The following is a 15,029-nucleotide window of genomic DNA, read 5'->3' as shown; positions in this document are numbered from 1 at the left end:
CCGAAAAGTTTTCGGACAAGCTTTTGCTTTATGATTTATTGTAACGAATGGTGGGGGGAAAGTAAAGATAATGGGGGAGAAAGAAGTTTCAGAAATAAAGAATACTTGAAGAACCGGGGATTTGAGGAAGCGTGAAGATACTGGATTGTTACATATTTATACGATGGAAAGCGTATACATAACTGAATACAATAAAAACGGAGTATCTTTTCATGAATTATCTCTGGGGCAGTATGATTCTGATCGGGATTATCTACGGGACAGTGACCGGGCATCTGGAGGAAGTATCAGAGGCGGCGATTCAGTCTTCGAAGGAGGCAGTAAGTCTGTGCGTGGTGATGGCTGGGGTTACGGCACTCTGGGTGGGGATGATGCGGATTGCAGAGAAGTCCGGACTTCTGGAGGCGATGGAGCAGAGAATGCAGCCGGTGCTGAACTTTCTGTTTCCGGAGATTCCCGGGAATCACCCGTCGAGGAAATCGATTGCCACGAATCTGCTGGCGAACGTCCTGGGACTCGGCTGGGCGGCGACACCGGCAGGACTGAAGGCCATGGAAGAACTGGCAGATCTGGAGGAAGAGCGGCGAAGGAAAAAGCAACGGGCAGTGCCGATCGGTGCAGCCAGCAACGAGATGTGCGATTTCCTGATCCTGAATATTTCCTCCCTACAACTGATTCCGGTCAGCATTATTGCCTTCCGGACGGAATACGGAAGCGTGGCACCCACAGCGATCGTGGGACCGGCGATTCTCGCAACGGCGGTCAGCACAGGGATTGCTATATTCTATATTAAAATAAGAAAATACATATATAGGAAACTGTTTGACAGATAGATAAGAATACGTTATCTTTTATGATAGAAGAAAAAATGAAAATAAAAAGGTGTCAGGAAGACACATTTTTTTGACAGGGAAATATGAGATGAGAATGGTATATGGCGTTGCAGCAGGAGCGGAAATTATGTCTGCGATTACTTTATGTTTCATGATAAAACAGAGCAGCTGAAGAAACTGGAATGGGAACGTTATCGTGCATCTCATGACAGCCTGACAGGACTGTATAACAAAGAGGAATTTTATCGTCAGGTTGAAAGATTGCTGAAAGAATATCCGGATACAGAATTCTACATATTATGCAGTAATATGAAAGACTTTAAATTTGTAAACGAACTTTTTGGCATGAAAAAAGGAAATGCGATCCTGCGTAAACAGGCAGAACAGATGAAACAGATTCATGGATCTTTTGCAAAAACTGTCTGTGCCCGTATACAGGACGATCATTTTGCCACCTGTATTCCCAAAGCATATTTTAACGAAGATAAGGTTGTTGAGCAGATCCGCAGTATGCAGAAAGAATTTACCAACAGTCTGTTTCATCTTCACCTGTATATCGGAGTATATGAAATCACCAACAGAGAAGAGCCGGTGAGTAAGATGTGTGATAAGGCAAATCTGGCCAGTGAAACGATAAAAAATGATTACAAGACCTGCATTGCTTATTATGACCGGCATCTGCTGGAACAGTCCATTGCTGAGCGAAAGATCATCGGTGAGTTTGAAGAGGCGCTGGAACAGGAAGAATTTGAAGGAACTTATATGTGAAACAGTTACCGATGATTTTACAAAAAATAGTATTGAAAAATGAAAAAGCATCGCATATAATGGGTGAAAGTAAATAATGTGATAAAGATCCCGGGGCTGTGTCCCCGGATTTTTATCGCGCAAAATGAGGAGTTTTTATGAGAGGAGGAACTTTATGGAGAGAGATATGACGGTGGGAACACCGTATAAGATTATCCTGAATTTTACGCTCCCAATTGTTATTGGAAATATTTTCCAGCAGTTTTACAGCATGGTGGATACGGTCATTGTCGGTAAGTTCGTGGGAACGAAGGCACTGGCGGCTGTCGGATCGACCGGAACGATCGGGTTTCTGATCCTGGGATTCCTGATGGGACTTACGGCAGGTTTTACGGTCCTGACCAGTCAGCGATTCGGTGCCGGAGATATGCCGGGGATGCGAAAGACGGTCGGATCTGCGGCAGTACTTTCGGTGATCGTCAGCGTGGTGATGACGGTGATCAGTATGGCGTTTATGAAGCCTCTGCTGATTCTTATGAATACACCGGAAGATATTTTTCAGGATGCGTATAAGTATATTATGATCATCTGTGCGGGGATTTTTACACAGGTTATGTATAATCTGTTAGCGGGTATCCTGCGTGCGCTGGGTAACAGTAAGACGCCGTTGTATTTTCTGCTGTTTTCCGCAGTACTGAATATTGTGTTGGATCTGGTACTGATCATTGTGTTTCACCTGGGAGCAGCAGGAGCGGCGTATGCGACGGTTATTGCGCAGGGAGTTTCGGCGTTGCTTTGTCTGGTCTATATTATTAAGAAAGTGCCGATTCTGAAGCTGGATCGCTGGGATTTTAAACTGGATGGTCATCTGGTACGGCAGCAGCTGGCCATCGGTTTTCCGATGGCACTGCAGTATTCGATCACTGCGATCGGTGCGATGATGGTGCAGGCTGCGCTGAATGTGCTTGGTTCTGTGCATGTGGCAGCGTTTACTGCGGCAAATAAGATCGAGCAGGTGGCAACGCAGGTTTATGTGGCACTGGGTACTACGATGGCTACTTACTGTGCACAGAATATGGGTGCGGGTAAGGTGAAGAGGATCAGCAGAGGATTCCGGGCAACAACGATCATGGGTAGCATTTATTCGGTGGTGTTCGGAGTGTTGGTGTTCTTCTTTGGTAATATGCTGACCGGACTGTTTGTGTCTGAGAATCTGGATCAGATCGTGGGTCTGGTGGATATTTATATGAAATGCGTGGCGCTGTTCTTTATTCCGCTTAATGTGGTAAATGTATACCGAAACGGTATCCAGGGAATGGGATATGGATTCCTTCCCATGACGGCAGGGATTGCAGAGCTGGCAGGAAGAGGGCTGACGGCTGTAGTTGCTTCGCATTATAAGAGTTATCTGGGGATTTGTCTGGCAAGCCCGGTGGCGTGGATTTTTGCGTCTGCACTGCTGTTGGTGATGTATTTTGGGATTATGAATAAGTATAAGAAGGCTGGGAATTTCCGGGAGTAGAGGTTAGTGTCGTAAAAAGGGACGCGGCAGACTCCTGGCTTCCTGGTCTGGCAACGTGGGCAGGGCAACTTTGAGCTAGCCGCCAACTACGACTATATTCACGCGGGTCGGCTGACCCGCGCGAAAGTCTGCGTAGGCGTCGGATCTCAAAGCTTGCCCTAAGCGCCCACAAAGTGTTGCCAGACCAGGAAGCCAGGAGTCTGCCGCTGTTTTTTGCGTGGGGGAGATAGTGGTTGAGAGCGGAGGGGGTTGGTTGGTATGGGAAAATGAATGCTATAGGGGTAGTACAGGAGAAAATGTGTGCGTTATACGTTGTATCGGAAGTGGTTTTTGGGATAATTGGTGGTATAAGTAAGAGATTATAGGCATATGGTTGTTTTTATGTAAACCAGGTGAGAAAGTAAACGAATAGAGATTTACATAAGGTTTGCTATGACGGTGCTGGCGATGATTCCGGACAGGGTGGCGAGGAGGGCGCCGGGGAGGGTGTAGCGGGGGTTTTGGACTTTGGCGGCTATGTAGTAGACGCTTAGGGTATAGAAGATGGTTTCGGTGCTGCTGAGGATGAGGGAGGCGGTCAGGCCGATGGTGGAGTCGGGGCCGTGTTGTTTGTAGAGGTCGAGGAGGAGACTGGTGGCGGCGCCGGAGGAGAACATTTTTACGATGGAGAGGGGAACCAGGGCGGAGGGGAAGCCGGTGGGTTTCAGGAGGTTTTCGAGGAGGGATGCGAGGGCATCCAGGAAGCCGGAGGCACGCAGGATCCCCACACCGGTCATCAGACCGATTAACGTGGGCATGATTTTTACCACTATTTTCAAACCGTCGAAAGCACCGGTGACGAAGTCGTTGTAGATGTCCTTTTTCATCAGAAGACCGAAGCCGATGATGTAGAAAAAGAGGAGTGGGATCATCAGATCAGAAAGAAAAAGCAGGATACGCATACAAAGCTCCGGGAAGGATTGTTCTTTGTAAATATATGCGGAAAGAGGACGGGAAAGTACATGAAGAAAAGAATTCTAATCACTGGGGTTCTGGTTGCATTGATAATGTTCGTTTTCATACTGATGGGTAAAAAAATTGTGAATAGTATATGGTTTAAAACTCAATGGGATATTAACTTTCCATTTGTTGAATCTTATTATACGGTTGACGGCATGTGGGAATCATATAATATTTATTTGTGCTCAGAAAATGACAAAAAGGTTCTAAAAACATCATTGTACAAGCAGATACCAACAAAGTATTGGGAGGAAGAAATTATAAAATATTTAAAAAATTTGAATGTTGATCCTATAATGTATCCTTCTTTTTCTGAAATTGATTATTGCATAAGAAGAAAAAATGGAGACGCTGAGCTAATCATGCTTATGAGTAGTTCACAAGATATGCTATATGTTTATACATGTACACGATAAATGAAAATTTGTAACTGTTCAGTACTTTCACAGGTACGAGCAAAAATGTATTTGAAATTACCTTCGGCAAGGGCAGTTTGCTTGTATGTCTCGGGATTTTGGCATATTCATCAAAACACCTCGCGAAATATTACCTGCTGAATAGTTACGAAAATATCGGCTTACAAGAGTATACAAAGAGGGACTGTCATTCCAGACAGTCCCTTTCCTTACGTTATACGGACAAACAGTTAAAGAATGTTATCGGCATAAGATTAAGCCGTTTTTTTCGCATAAGATTTCGGCCATTTCTTTGCCCGGTAACAGTAGTAAACGATAAACATCACCGCCGTGATCGCCCAGGTGACCGGGTAGCTGAGGACGATGGTGTTGAGGCCCGGAGCGAGTGGTACGATGAAGAAGAGCCAGGCGATACGCAGCAGGCAGACACCGAAACAGGTGATAAGCATTGGGATCACAACATCTCCGGTTCCGCGGAGTGCACCGGAGAGCAGTTCGATGAAGACGAACAGGCAGTATGCCGGAGCAACGTGGTGCAACATCTGCATACCGATAGAGACTACATTTTCATCGGAGGTAAACAGACGAAACAGCGGAGTGCCGAAGTTATAGAATATGAGAGTCAATGTCAGAGCTGTACAAAGCCCCATACAAAGCCCGATGCGGACACTCTTTTTCATGCGGTCGTATTTTCCGGCACCAAAATTCTGTCCTACGAAAGTCGTAACGGCGATACCGAACGCATTATTGACCATCCAGTATAAAGAATCGATCTTTCCGAAAGCACTCCAGGCGGCCACTGTATCGGTTCCCAGATTATTTAAGAACGTCTGGATCAGCATGTTGGTGACACTGTATAAAACTGACTGGATGCCGGTAGGACAGCCCACCCAGATCAGACTGATCAGAGCAGATTTGTGGAATCGGATCTTTCGGAACTCCAGATGATACAGATCGTCGGAATGCATCAGGGCGCGGGTGATCAAAACGGCACTGACTCCCTGAGAAAAAATCGTGGCGATTGACACACCGGCAACTCCCATGTGAAAAACGATCACCAGCACGATATCCAGCACAATATTCAGGATACAACAGACGATCAGATAATATAACGGTCTGCGGGAGTCTCCCATTGCACGAAGGATACTGGAACCCACATTATAGATAAAGACAAAGATAATACCGGCGAAGTAGATCCGCAGATAGAGCAGTGCATCTGCCATGGTTTCCTGTGGTGTGTGCATCAGTTCAAGCATCCAGGGAGCAATCAGAATTCCCAGAACGGTGATGAAAATACTTCCAATGATAGAGAATGCATAGGCAGTATGCAGGGCACGGTTCAGCTGCGCTCTGTCCTTCGCACCGTAAAACTGGGAAATGATAACCGAAGCACCGGAAGCCAGTCCGACGAAGAAGCCCACGATCAGACCCACAATCTGTGCGGCGGAACCACCGACGGCGGCAAGAGCTTCTTTGCTGACAAAACGCCCGACAACGATCGTATCTGCCGTGTTGTACAGCTGCTGAAAAAATGTTCCCAGAACAATGGGGAAAAAGAACAATAAAAGTTGTTTCCAGATCACGCCCTCGGTGATCTGATTGGTTGTAACAGTTTCTTTTTTCATTTGTGTAAAAACCCTCCTGTGTAAAAAAACGCCCTGCATTTTCCCCCATGAAACATGCAGCGCTCTTATGTTCAGCATAAGCGAAACCATCCGGAAAGTCAATGGGTGAAAGGACGGAATTATGAATTTTCAAGGAAGATGAAAGTACTTGAAAGTGGAAGAAAACATGTTATACTGGATGTAGAAATATAGTAATTATTTTATAACAGGAAAAGGTAGCTGTGAAGGACCGGAACAGCTGCAAGCAGATGCCGGAAAGGATTGGAAGATGAGTTATTACAGAAAAACAATAGTACCCAACATAGAAGCCCATTATGAAAATCTGTCTGCAGTGGAAAAAAATATCGCTGATTTTTTTATTTCCAATGAGGAAGATATGGATTTTTCATCCAGACATATTTCTTCGATGCTGTATGTGTCAGAGGCATCTCTGTCCCGATTCGCGAAAAAATGTGGTTATAAGGGCTATCGGGAATTTGTGTTCAAATACAAAGAATCGTTCGGAGAAAAAGATCACCAGATCACAGGACAGATGAGAGAAGTATTTGACTCTTATCAGGAGTTACTGAACAAAAGTTATAATCTGGCAGATGAGGCGCAGCTTCGCCGGATTGCCGGGAAGATGTCAGAGTGCCGGCGGGTGTTTGTTTACGGGAAAGGAAGTTCCAGCCTGGCAGCCAGAGAGATGCAGTTTCGTTTCATGCGGCTGGGACTGGATATGGATGCGGTAGATGAGACCCATATGATGCGGTTTCATTCGACGATCGTACAGGAAGACTGTATGGCGATCGGCATCAGTATCAGTGGCAGGACGGAAGAAGTGATGGAATGTCTGAAACAGGCACATCGGCAGGGAGCCTATACGGTACTGCTGACAGCCAACGACCGCCCGGAATACAGTGAATTCTGTGAAGAAGTGGTATGTCTGGCGGCAAAGAAAAACCTGGACTTTGGCAATATCATCTCTCCGCAGTATCCGATTCTTGTGATGACGGATATTTTATACGGATATTATCTGGAGATCGATTCATCTGTCAAACAGGCACGGCATGATAATTCTGTCATGCTCTTAAAGTCAAGACAGATTCAGGATAAGGACGAAGGAGGAGAAGGAAAACAATGATCATCAAGGGAGCAAAAGTCTATACAGAAGAAGGAACATTTGCGGATAAAGAGGTCTGCATAACAGGGGAAGTTTTTACAGAAACCGGTGGGGACGGAGAAAAAGTGGTTGACGGCAACGGCTGTTATCTGATTCCGGGACTGACAGATATTCATTTTCATGGCTGCATGGGAAAGGATTTCTGTGACGGAACGGAAGAGTCCATTCAGGTAATGGCAGATTATGAGGCCAGCCAGGGCGTGACAACGATCGCACCGGCAACCATGACGTTTGATGAGGAGCGGCTGACACGGATCGCGAAAGCGGCGAAAGCCCATAAAAATGAAAAAGGTGCGATCCTTTGCGGAATCAATATGGAAGGCCCGTTTATCTCCATGGCAAAAAAAGGGGCACAGAACGGAAAATACATCCACAAACCGGATGTGGCAATGTTTGAACGGCTGCAGGAAGCCGCAGGAGGTCTGTTCAAACTGGTAGATCTGGCACCGGAAGAGGAAGGTGCGATGGAATTTATCCGGGCGGAAAAAGGAAAAGTCGTGCTGTCGATCGCGCACACAACAGCGGATTATGAGACAGCAAAAGCAGCGATCGAAGCAGGTGTCACTCATATGACCCATCTGTACAATGCGATGAACCCGATCAACCACCGCGCACCGGGACCGATCATCGCGGCAGCAGATGACGAATACTGTGAGGCCGAACTGATCTGCGATAACGTACATATCCACCCGGCAATCGTGAGAAATACATTCAAGATGTTCGGAGAGGATCGTGTGATCTTCATCAGTGACACCATGGAAGCAGCCGGTCTGAAAGATGGCATGTATGAGCTGGGCGGACAGCCGGTGATCGTAAAAGGAAACCGTGCGACCCTGGAAGACGGAACTATTGCAGGTTCCAATACCAACCTGATGAAATGTATGCGTACCGCTGTGAAGCAGATGGGAATTCCTCTGGAAAAAGCGGTAAAATGTGCAGCAGTCAATCCGGCAAAAAGCATCGGTATCTACGACCAATACGGCAGCATCACACCGGGAAAAGTAGCAAATGCAGTACTCCTTGACCAGGAAACTCTGGAAATTAAAGGGGTTATCCTGAAAGGACAGATGCTGTAAATCATGAGAAGAAACCTATAAGGACGGAGTATACAGATCTGACCGGCAGAGAGTACGCAACGGTGAGAAAACAGAGATACAGGAAGATAAAAAACAGGAGCAGAGACGGATGCGATACCGTTTTGCTCCTGTTTTTTGTCTGGCATGATAAAAATCACCGTTTCAAATGTTCCCTCAGATTATCATCTTCATAATCAAATACACAGCGATCGTAAGCATTGATCACATGAGTCTGATTATACTGATCGTAGCGTTTTTGATTCCGTCCGTAAGACATATGTACATGCCCGTGGATAAAAAATCTCGGGTGGTACTTGTCCATCAGAGTGTTGAAGACCTGAAATCCCTGGTGTGGGAGATCCAGACCATCGTTTAACTGGTAGGCGGGAGAATGGGTCAGAAGAATATCAAATCCACCGCGGTACAGTAATGGAAACCATAGTTTTTTGACCCGTTTTTTCATTTCTTTTTCAGTATACTGATTAATCCCGGGGCGGTAGCGCATGGAACCGCCCAGTCCCAGAATACGAACCCCTTCATGGACATAGATCTGATCTTCGATACAGATACATCCATCCGGCGGTGTCTTTTCGTACTTGTCATCGTGATTTCCCCTTACATATAAAACCGGTGCTGTGGTAAAGGTGGCGAGAAAAGACAGATAGTTGGGGTTCAGATCTCCGCTTGAGAGAATCAGATCGATTCCCTCAAGCTTTTCTTTCCGGAAATAGTCCCAGAGATACTTGGATTCTTCGTCTGCAATTGCTAATATCCTCATAATTAAAGTTCCTTTTTGTTGTAAGCCGCGCTTTGTTGTCTAAATCTCCGGGTTGTCGATACCCTGCAGCATCACTACAGGTTTTGCTTTTTCAATCAGATCTTCCATCTTTGGAATATAACCGATGACATTCTCAGCCAGCCAGTCCATGGTGATGATCTCTTCCGGATCCATAACGGCGTCTGCATTCTTCTGAACAATACCGGACTGAGAATACAGTACACCGGAGAACGGATTATAATTCATTTCGCAGATGCTCTTTTTTAACAGATCGACCAGACGGGCGGTACCGATCGGCAGGTGCTGGGAGCAGATCACATCGATGATGCCTGCGGACATACCCCACCAGTAGTTCAGACCTTTGGTGGAATCGTTGGTGTCGTCGATTTTCCATGCCCCGTTCATGATGTTGCGAATCATCTGTTCATAGAATTTACCCCAGTGCCAGATAGGCATCGCAAGGTTCAGAGGCATATCTTCGGAATCACGGTACAGACCGAAATGTCTGGACGGTTCTCCGGGAATCGTCATATCCTGACCGGAAATATAGTGGACTTCGTTTTCGGCGAAACTTTTTGCCATATCGTGATCTTTCAGGGTGGACCATTCCAGGTATACTTTCGCACGTGGATTAACCATTTTTGCACCAAGAGCGAAGGCATTGATGTTGGCAGTCATACCGAAAATCGGATAGTCGGCAATATAACCGATCTTACCGTTTTTGGACATTGCACCTGCGATAGCTCCCATCAGAAATTTTGCTTCATACATACGTGCATAGTAGGTACGGATATAGCGATGGGAGGTGTTCAGAGAACAGTTCAGGATCTTCACTTCCGGGTGCTCGATGGCTGCCTTCAGGCTGGCTTTCAGAAGCGGCGGGGAAGTGGTAAAGATCAGGTTGTTGCCGTCGGCGATGGCTTTTGCAATCAGATCGTCAGCATTTTCTTCGGTGGCGTTATCGTAGCAGGTTGTGGATATCTGATCCTCAAAGGTCTGCTGCAGATGCATACGGCCAAGTTCATGTGCATAAGTCCAGCCGGATATTTCAGCGTTTTTCTCGTGGATGAAAGCCACAAGAAGTTTTGGGGTGCTGGTAGGGATCAGACGGGCAAAGAAGTTTTTCTTTACTTCGCTTTCGGCGGTAGGATCCATCTGCAGTTCCACAGATTCGTCGGTAGTCAGAAGCTTGAATTCGTCCCAGGATTTTGCCAGCTGTTCTTTCAGTTCCACGGCAGTCATATCGTCAAGCGAACGGTAGTCATACAGACCGATAAAATAAAGGAACGCATCACCGGTAGTAATCGGGATTTTATCACCGCCATTTGCCTTGTATTCGGCACGGAAACGGTTGTAAGCAGATGCAAAATCCAGTCTGTCGTCATCGCTCCATGCTTCATCCGGGCGTTTGCCAACGAGACGCTGCAGTTTGGCAAAGCTTCCCAGTTGGGTGAACCAGATATAGTTGATACGAGACAGGGCGTAAAAGTCCATGAACTCATAATAAATTTTATTTCCTTTTTCTTCCGTTCTCGGGGGAACGATACGGGTAACATTGCCCGGAATAGATACTGCATCGAAGAACTTTAATACGCTGACCCGTTTGTTCCCTTCTTCCACATAGAATTTGTTCATGAATTCATATGCTTTGATGGGTTCACGGATCCCTTCATTCAGATGCGCCTTGTACAGGGCCATCCATTTGTATGCAAATTCTGTGTTTTCTTTCAGCAGAGGTTTGAAACCTTTGCTGAATGCGGAACTTCTGCCTGCAGTTTTGGTTCCTACGATCAGTTCAGAAGGGATCTGAACCAGTCCAAGAGGAACCTCCCGGACAGCGACAATGTTTTTTTCTTTTAATATATCATCAAGATTGGGAAGAATCTCGCCTTCTCTTTTGCCGGCGCGCATCGCTTTATAATAGTCGTTTTGTGCTTCGGCCATGGTTGCTGTTATTGCCATAGTTTTACCTCCTGTAAAAATAAAGTGAAGCTGTTATCTGTAAATTGCACTCTTGTAATGATCAGATAGTCGGAATACATTGCGACTCGTAACTGTAAGAGTGTCAAACAGTTACGATGTTTTATAAAAATATCGTATCATCGTGATAAAGAGAAATCAAGCGGTTTTTGTTGAGGAATCCAACGGGAGTGTGGTATAATTACAGAAATGGATGTCCATCGACTGACATATTTTAAGATACAACAGAAAATCCGGATGTGAGAGGTGAGATTTATGGATCAGGCGTATGAAATGTTTCATGAGGTGTTGGTAAAACTGTTCAATGATATTATGAATATCGAAGCAAAAGCAATTATAACGCCGGAATTTAGAGATATCACCAATAATGATATGCATGTGATCGAGGCGGTGGGGATCCGGGAGCCGAGGAATATGTCTTCGGTAGCGAAAACACTGGGGATTACGGTAGGAACCCTGACGATATCCATCAACGGTCTGGTAAAAAAAGGTTATGTGCATCGGGTGCGAAGTGATGCTGACCGGAGGGTAGTACTGGTGTCGCTGACAGAAAAAGGGGAGAAAGCATATCATCACCATGAGAAGTTCCATGAAGATATGATCCAGTCACTGCTTAAAGACCTGTCGGAAGAAGAGACGAAGACATTGGTATCGGCACTTACGAACCTGCGGGATTTTTTTCAGGATTACAAATAGATACGTAACTGTTCAGTACCTTCACAGTTACGTGCCAAAATGCATTTAAAATCACCTTCGGTGATGGCATTTTGGCTTGTATGTCTCAGGATTTTGGCATACTCATGCCAAAACACCTCGCGGTACAGTGGCTACTGAATAGTTACATAGATACAAGAAAAAGAGAGATTCTGCCATCTATAGTTTTGTAAGAAACGGCGGAATCTCTCTTTTTGCGTATAAAACGATGATTTTTCAGACACTCTCTAGCGCATTTTTTTGAGCTGCTGAACTAGTTCCAGATCGGAAGCGGTTATTTTCAGGTTGGTTTCCAGTGTTTCACCGTTCGGGGTAGTAATCTGCATTGCGATCACAGAACCTTCTGCCAGTACGCCTTTTCGGGAAGCGGCGGCAATAAATTTTGGGAATTTTGGATGGTTTGCGGTAAATGTACTCCAGAGACTGGAGAATTTCATCATATCTAATGGGTTCATCCCAGTGGTTCCTCCTTATATAAAGTGTTATAACGTTCCGTTTTTTGTGTTGTGGCAAAATATTACAGTTTTCTCATAAGCATATCCGGATTGGTTGCATAAGTCAAGGCGATTTCTTTTGAAATCTTTCCGGACTTGTACAGGGCGAGCAGACTGTTGTCCATGGAGATCATGTCCGGCTTTGCAGAAGAATAGAGGATTCCGTCGATCTGCGGAATCTTATTGTCCCGGATCATATTACGGATTGCCGGAGTTACGGTCATAATTTCAAATGCCGGAGCAACACCACCGTCAACAGTAGGAATCAGCTGTTGGGATACAACTGCATTTAGCACCATGGAAAGCTGTACTGCAATCTGGTGTTGCTGGTTAGGCGGAAATACATCGATGATACGGTCGATGGTATTGGCTGCGCCGATGGTATGAAGCGTTGAGAAAAGCAGATGGCCGGTTTCTGCGGCAGTCATTGCCACATTGATCGTCTCGTAATCACGCATTTCTCCCAGAAGAATCACATCCGGACTCTGACGCAGAGCTGCGCGCAGGGCAGCTACATAACTGTCAGTATCCACATGAATCTCCCGCTGACTGACGATACTCTTGTTGTGCCGGTGGAGAAATTCCAGAGGGTCTTCCAGAGTGATAATATGTTTTTCCTGATTCTGGTTGATCTGGTCAATGATACAGGCAAGGGTTGTTGATTTTCCGCTTCCTGCAGGACCGGTGATCAGTGTCATTCCTTTTCCGCCCAGACCGAGATTGATGATCGCATCCGGTATTCCCAGCATATGATAATCCGGAAGTCGGAAAGTGATCACACGGATCACAGCAGAGAGTGTACCTCTTTGCTTATAAGCACTGACACGAAAACGGGATACGCCCGGGATGGCAAAAGAAAAGTCATCATCCCCGTGAGAAAGCAGAGATCTCATATCTCTGTTGTCAGCAAGTTCATAAATTTCTTTTAGGAAAGCAGCGGTATCATCCGGTAAAAGACGTTCCTCATTCTCCATGGAAAGGACACCGTTTTTCCGAAGCGAAAGCGGACGTCCGGCAACCAGGAAAATATCGGACGCATTCTCTGCAACCGCCTGCTCTAACATAGCTCGTGCATTCATATATATTACTCCTTTGATAGGATGTCGGGGTCAAAAGGTTAATACTAAATATAGTTTAAAATCAGGAATCTACAGGAGAAAACAGCTGATAGCTATCGTCTCCATCCCAGCTCTCCGTAGCTTCGGTTGTCCACTGTGTGATATGGTAATACCCATTCTGACAGTCGGAGGGTGCCGGGAGTGTCAGAATCACCGAAAGCTGCTGGCTCTTATTGACAGGAACCTGAAAGCTCAGAGTCCCTTCTTTTTTTGCAAAATCGATGGTGAGATCAGAAACTCCGTCCACGGAGCAGTTCTTCAGTTGTTTCCTTATTTCTCTCTGATAAACCGCGGTATCTGCGGAGTCTGCGCCACAGCTTTTGTAAGCATCAGAAAGAATCGTATCGATCTGGTCGAGTGCCTGTTCTGCCAGAGAAGATGCCTGATAATATGCCTGAATCCGGTCAGCAGACTGTTGGCTGAGCGTCCGGTCGTTTTTGGCACCGGATAACGAAAGCAGTGCAAAGGTAAACAGACATAACACCAGAAAGATCATCAGCAGGGATGGTGCGCCCATATGGATAAAAGAAAAAGATGTTTTTTTCTTCTGCTTCATGGTCATGTCCTCCTTTGCAGATGATGCTGTATACGAAGCTGATAGAGAGAATCTGCGTTGGCTCCGGATGTCAGCTTTGTGACATCCAGCTGCACATCCAGAAGCTGTCCGTTCAGATTCCAGGTTCCACATAACTGCCAGGCAGCTGTATCCTGAGAACAGAGAATAAAATCGGAATCATAGAAGATGGTGAAATCCTTTGATGAGATCTCCAGCGAGTTGCTGTAGGTATCTTCCAGAATGTTTTTCATATCATCCAGTGAAGTGGAAGCGGTGATCAGCTCCGCTGCATCTTCCGTTTTCCGGGAAGCCTGCATCAGATCGTGAGCTTCGGTGCTGAGGGTATGAGATTTTACAAAAACCTGTACGCAGACAGCACTTGCCACAGAAAAAAACAGAATGGCAAAGATCAGTTCCAGAAGAAAAAGACCGGATGGGTTGGCAGTTGGTTTTCGTTTCATAGATGCTCCTTTGTGATTCCGTAACCATCAGACATCAACAGATGGATGATGGTACAGAGGGTAATGAAATAGCCATGCAGTATATTTACCGGGAAACAGAACGGATGGTACAGACTGCGGTTGCAGTTTCCCCGGAAGTATCGGTACAGCGGAAGGTGATCACCTGATTCTCTGTCTCTTCCACAGAAAATTCTTTTACAGGAAGGATACTCTTTCCGGCAGAAGGAGAGAGTGTTGTCCCCTCTTTTACATACAGCTCTCGAAGCTGTCCGTCCCAGGCGTACAGATAAGTAAGGTAGGAAGCGTCAGCCGTCTCCTGCCGCAGGACTACTGCCTGCGTGCCGTCAAGCTCGTCCAGAAAAATTCCGTCTTCCCGGTCGTTTTGTCGCAGCTTTTCTGTCAGATAGGAAAGGGCAGTGCCGGAGGTATAATTTCTCTGAGAGTCATCTGCTGTGGACTGGTAGATCCGCGCTGCCAGCAGGATCACAGTAAGAGCCGAGATTGTAAAAACAAAAAATACTGTGACCGGAAACAGAAAATCAATGGCA

16 protein-coding genes are annotated in these 15,029 nt (G+C 45.9%); 7 read left to right on the top strand and 9 right to left on the bottom strand.

Annotated elements, in window-relative coordinates; translation table 11 throughout:
* Positions 1-212 precede the first annotated feature (212 nt).
* The 3 genes from MSA64_RS02830 to MSA64_RS02820 all read left to right on the top strand — a co-directional run bounded on the left by MSA64_RS02830 (position 213) and on the right by MSA64_RS02820 (position 3,102).
* On the top strand, positions 213-833 hold the full coding sequence (locus MSA64_RS02830; RefSeq protein ID WP_277663307.1) for a nucleoside recognition protein: 621 nt from the start codon (positions 213-215) through the stop codon (positions 831-833).
* A gap of 144 nt (positions 834-977) precedes the next feature.
* Positions 978-1,601, top strand: a complete 624-nt coding sequence (locus tag MSA64_RS02825; protein ID WP_154431482.1) for a GGDEF domain-containing protein — start codon at positions 978-980, stop codon at positions 1,599-1,601.
* A gap of 154 nt (positions 1,602-1,755) precedes the next feature.
* On the top strand, positions 1,756-3,102 hold the full coding sequence (locus MSA64_RS02820; RefSeq protein WP_154431481.1) for an MATE family efflux transporter: 1,347 nt from the start codon (positions 1,756-1,758) through the stop codon (positions 3,100-3,102).
* A 416-nt stretch (positions 3,103-3,518) separates the two neighbouring features.
* Here the strand turns inward: MSA64_RS02820 and MSA64_RS02815 are convergent, their stop codons facing one another.
* Positions 3,519-4,043: a spore maturation protein gene (locus MSA64_RS02815; protein WP_287890447.1), complete on the bottom strand. Its 525-nt coding sequence runs from the start codon at positions 4,041-4,043 to the stop codon at positions 3,519-3,521.
* 60 nt (positions 4,044-4,103) lie between these two features.
* Between MSA64_RS02815 and MSA64_RS02810 the strand changes: the two genes are divergently transcribed.
* Positions 4,104-4,517 carry a hypothetical protein gene (locus tag MSA64_RS02810; RefSeq protein WP_287890446.1) on the top strand — a complete coding sequence of 138 codons (414 nt, stop codon included), beginning with the start codon at positions 4,104-4,106 and terminating at the stop codon, positions 4,515-4,517.
* Positions 4,518-4,771: 254 nt separating this feature from the next.
* On the opposite strand, the gene MSA64_RS02805 is transcribed toward MSA64_RS02810, so the two are convergent.
* Positions 4,772-6,142, bottom strand: coding sequence for an MATE family efflux transporter (locus tag MSA64_RS02805; protein ID WP_287890444.1), 1,371 nt, complete (start codon positions 6,140-6,142; stop codon positions 4,772-4,774).
* 268 nt (positions 6,143-6,410) lie between these two features.
* Here MSA64_RS02805 and MSA64_RS02800 point away from each other — a divergent pair, with 268 nt between their 5' ends.
* Both MSA64_RS02800 and nagA read left to right on the top strand, forming a co-directional pair.
* Positions 6,411-7,265: a MurR/RpiR family transcriptional regulator gene (locus tag MSA64_RS02800; RefSeq protein ID WP_022171532.1), complete on the top strand. Its 855-nt coding sequence runs from the start codon at positions 6,411-6,413 to the stop codon at positions 7,263-7,265.
* Positions 7,262-8,380 carry an N-acetylglucosamine-6-phosphate deacetylase gene (nagA, locus tag MSA64_RS02795; RefSeq protein ID WP_287890441.1) on the top strand — a complete coding sequence of 373 codons (1,119 nt, stop codon included), beginning with the start codon at positions 7,262-7,264 and terminating at the stop codon, positions 8,378-8,380. The genes MSA64_RS02800 and nagA overlap by 4 nt, the downstream gene beginning before the upstream one ends.
* Positions 8,381-8,534: 154 nt before the next feature.
* On the opposite strand, the gene MSA64_RS02790 is transcribed toward nagA, so the two are convergent.
* Together MSA64_RS02790 and MSA64_RS02785 are read right to left on the bottom strand one after the other, a co-directional pair.
* Positions 8,535-9,158: a metallophosphoesterase family protein gene (locus MSA64_RS02790; protein ID WP_287890439.1), complete on the bottom strand. Its 624-nt coding sequence runs from the start codon at positions 9,156-9,158 to the stop codon at positions 8,535-8,537.
* 39 nt (positions 9,159-9,197) lie between these two features.
* Positions 9,198-11,120: a BMP family ABC transporter substrate-binding protein gene (locus MSA64_RS02785; protein ID WP_287890437.1), complete on the bottom strand. Its 1,923-nt coding sequence runs from the start codon at positions 11,118-11,120 to the stop codon at positions 9,198-9,200.
* A 273-nt stretch (positions 11,121-11,393) separates the two neighbouring features.
* Between MSA64_RS02785 and MSA64_RS02780 the strand changes: the two genes are divergently transcribed.
* Positions 11,394-11,834: a MarR family winged helix-turn-helix transcriptional regulator gene (locus MSA64_RS02780; protein WP_022171528.1), complete on the top strand. Its 441-nt coding sequence runs from the start codon at positions 11,394-11,396 to the stop codon at positions 11,832-11,834.
* A gap of 245 nt (positions 11,835-12,079) precedes the next feature.
* Here the strand turns inward: MSA64_RS02780 and MSA64_RS02775 are convergent, their stop codons facing one another.
* The 5 genes from MSA64_RS02775 to MSA64_RS02755 all read right to left on the bottom strand — a co-directional run.
* Complete coding sequence (locus MSA64_RS02775) at positions 12,080-12,307, bottom strand: hypothetical protein (protein ID WP_106491222.1); 228 nt, start codon at positions 12,305-12,307, stop codon at positions 12,080-12,082.
* Between the two features lie 62 nt (positions 12,308-12,369).
* The gene (locus MSA64_RS02770) at positions 12,370-13,425 is read right to left on the bottom strand and encodes a type IV pilus twitching motility protein PilT (protein WP_106491221.1); all 1,056 of its coding nucleotides are present in this window, start codon (positions 13,423-13,425) and stop codon (positions 12,370-12,372) included.
* 61 nt (positions 13,426-13,486) lie between these two features.
* Positions 13,487-14,020, bottom strand: a complete 534-nt coding sequence (locus MSA64_RS02765; RefSeq protein ID WP_287890436.1) for a hypothetical protein — start codon at positions 14,018-14,020, stop codon at positions 13,487-13,489.
* 2 nt (positions 14,021-14,022) lie between these two features.
* The gene (locus MSA64_RS02760; RefSeq protein WP_277663301.1) at positions 14,023-14,481 is read right to left on the bottom strand and encodes a hypothetical protein; all 459 of its coding nucleotides are present in this window, start codon (positions 14,479-14,481) and stop codon (positions 14,023-14,025) included.
* An 85-nt stretch (positions 14,482-14,566) separates the two neighbouring features.
* Positions 14,567-15,029, bottom strand: a 463-nt coding sequence (locus MSA64_RS02755) for a DUF4860 domain-containing protein (RefSeq protein WP_287890433.1), incomplete at its 5' end; no start/stop codon positions are given.

The organism is Oliverpabstia sp. (assembly GCF_022785585.1).
In the GTDB taxonomy this organism is placed as follows: Bacteria; Bacillota; Clostridia; order Lachnospirales; family Lachnospiraceae; genus Oliverpabstia; species Oliverpabstia intestinalis.
This window is presented reverse-complemented; position numbering and strand designations above follow the sequence as displayed.

Excerpts from the sequence above, each read along its gene's own strand:
- MSA64_RS02830 (WP_277663307.1), top strand. The coding sequence starts at position 213 with ATGAATTATCTCTGGGGCAGTATGATTCTGATCGGGATTATCTACGGG.
- MSA64_RS02825 (WP_154431482.1), top strand. The coding sequence starts at position 978 with ATGTTTCATGATAAAACAGAGCAGCTGAAGAAACTGGAATGGGAACGT.
- MSA64_RS02820 (WP_154431481.1), top strand. The coding sequence starts at position 1,756 with ATGGAGAGAGATATGACGGTGGGAACACCGTATAAGATTATCCTGAAT.
- MSA64_RS02815 (WP_287890447.1), bottom strand. The coding sequence starts at position 4,043 with ATGCGTATCCTGCTTTTTCTTTCTGATCTGATGATCCCACTCCTCTTT.
- MSA64_RS02810 (WP_287890446.1), top strand. The coding sequence starts at position 4,104 with ATGAAGAAAAGAATTCTAATCACTGGGGTTCTGGTTGCATTGATAATG.
- MSA64_RS02805 (WP_287890444.1), bottom strand. The coding sequence starts at position 6,142 with ATGAAAAAAGAAACTGTTACAACCAATCAGATCACCGAGGGCGTGATC.
- MSA64_RS02800 (WP_022171532.1), top strand. The coding sequence starts at position 6,411 with ATGAGTTATTACAGAAAAACAATAGTACCCAACATAGAAGCCCATTAT.
- nagA (WP_287890441.1), top strand. The coding sequence starts at position 7,262 with ATGATCATCAAGGGAGCAAAAGTCTATACAGAAGAAGGAACATTTGCG.
- MSA64_RS02790 (WP_287890439.1), bottom strand. The coding sequence starts at position 9,158 with ATGAGGATATTAGCAATTGCAGACGAAGAATCCAAGTATCTCTGGGAC.
- MSA64_RS02785 (WP_287890437.1), bottom strand. The coding sequence starts at position 11,120 with ATGGCAATAACAGCAACCATGGCCGAAGCACAAAACGACTATTATAAA.
- MSA64_RS02780 (WP_022171528.1), top strand. The coding sequence starts at position 11,394 with ATGGATCAGGCGTATGAAATGTTTCATGAGGTGTTGGTAAAACTGTTC.
- MSA64_RS02775 (WP_106491222.1), bottom strand. The coding sequence starts at position 12,307 with ATGAACCCATTAGATATGATGAAATTCTCCAGTCTCTGGAGTACATTT.
- MSA64_RS02770 (WP_106491221.1), bottom strand. The coding sequence starts at position 13,425 with ATGAATGCACGAGCTATGTTAGAGCAGGCGGTTGCAGAGAATGCGTCC.
- MSA64_RS02765 (WP_287890436.1), bottom strand. The coding sequence starts at position 14,020 with ATGAAGCAGAAGAAAAAAACATCTTTTTCTTTTATCCATATGGGCGCA.
- MSA64_RS02760 (WP_277663301.1), bottom strand. The coding sequence starts at position 14,481 with ATGAAACGAAAACCAACTGCCAACCCATCCGGTCTTTTTCTTCTGGAA.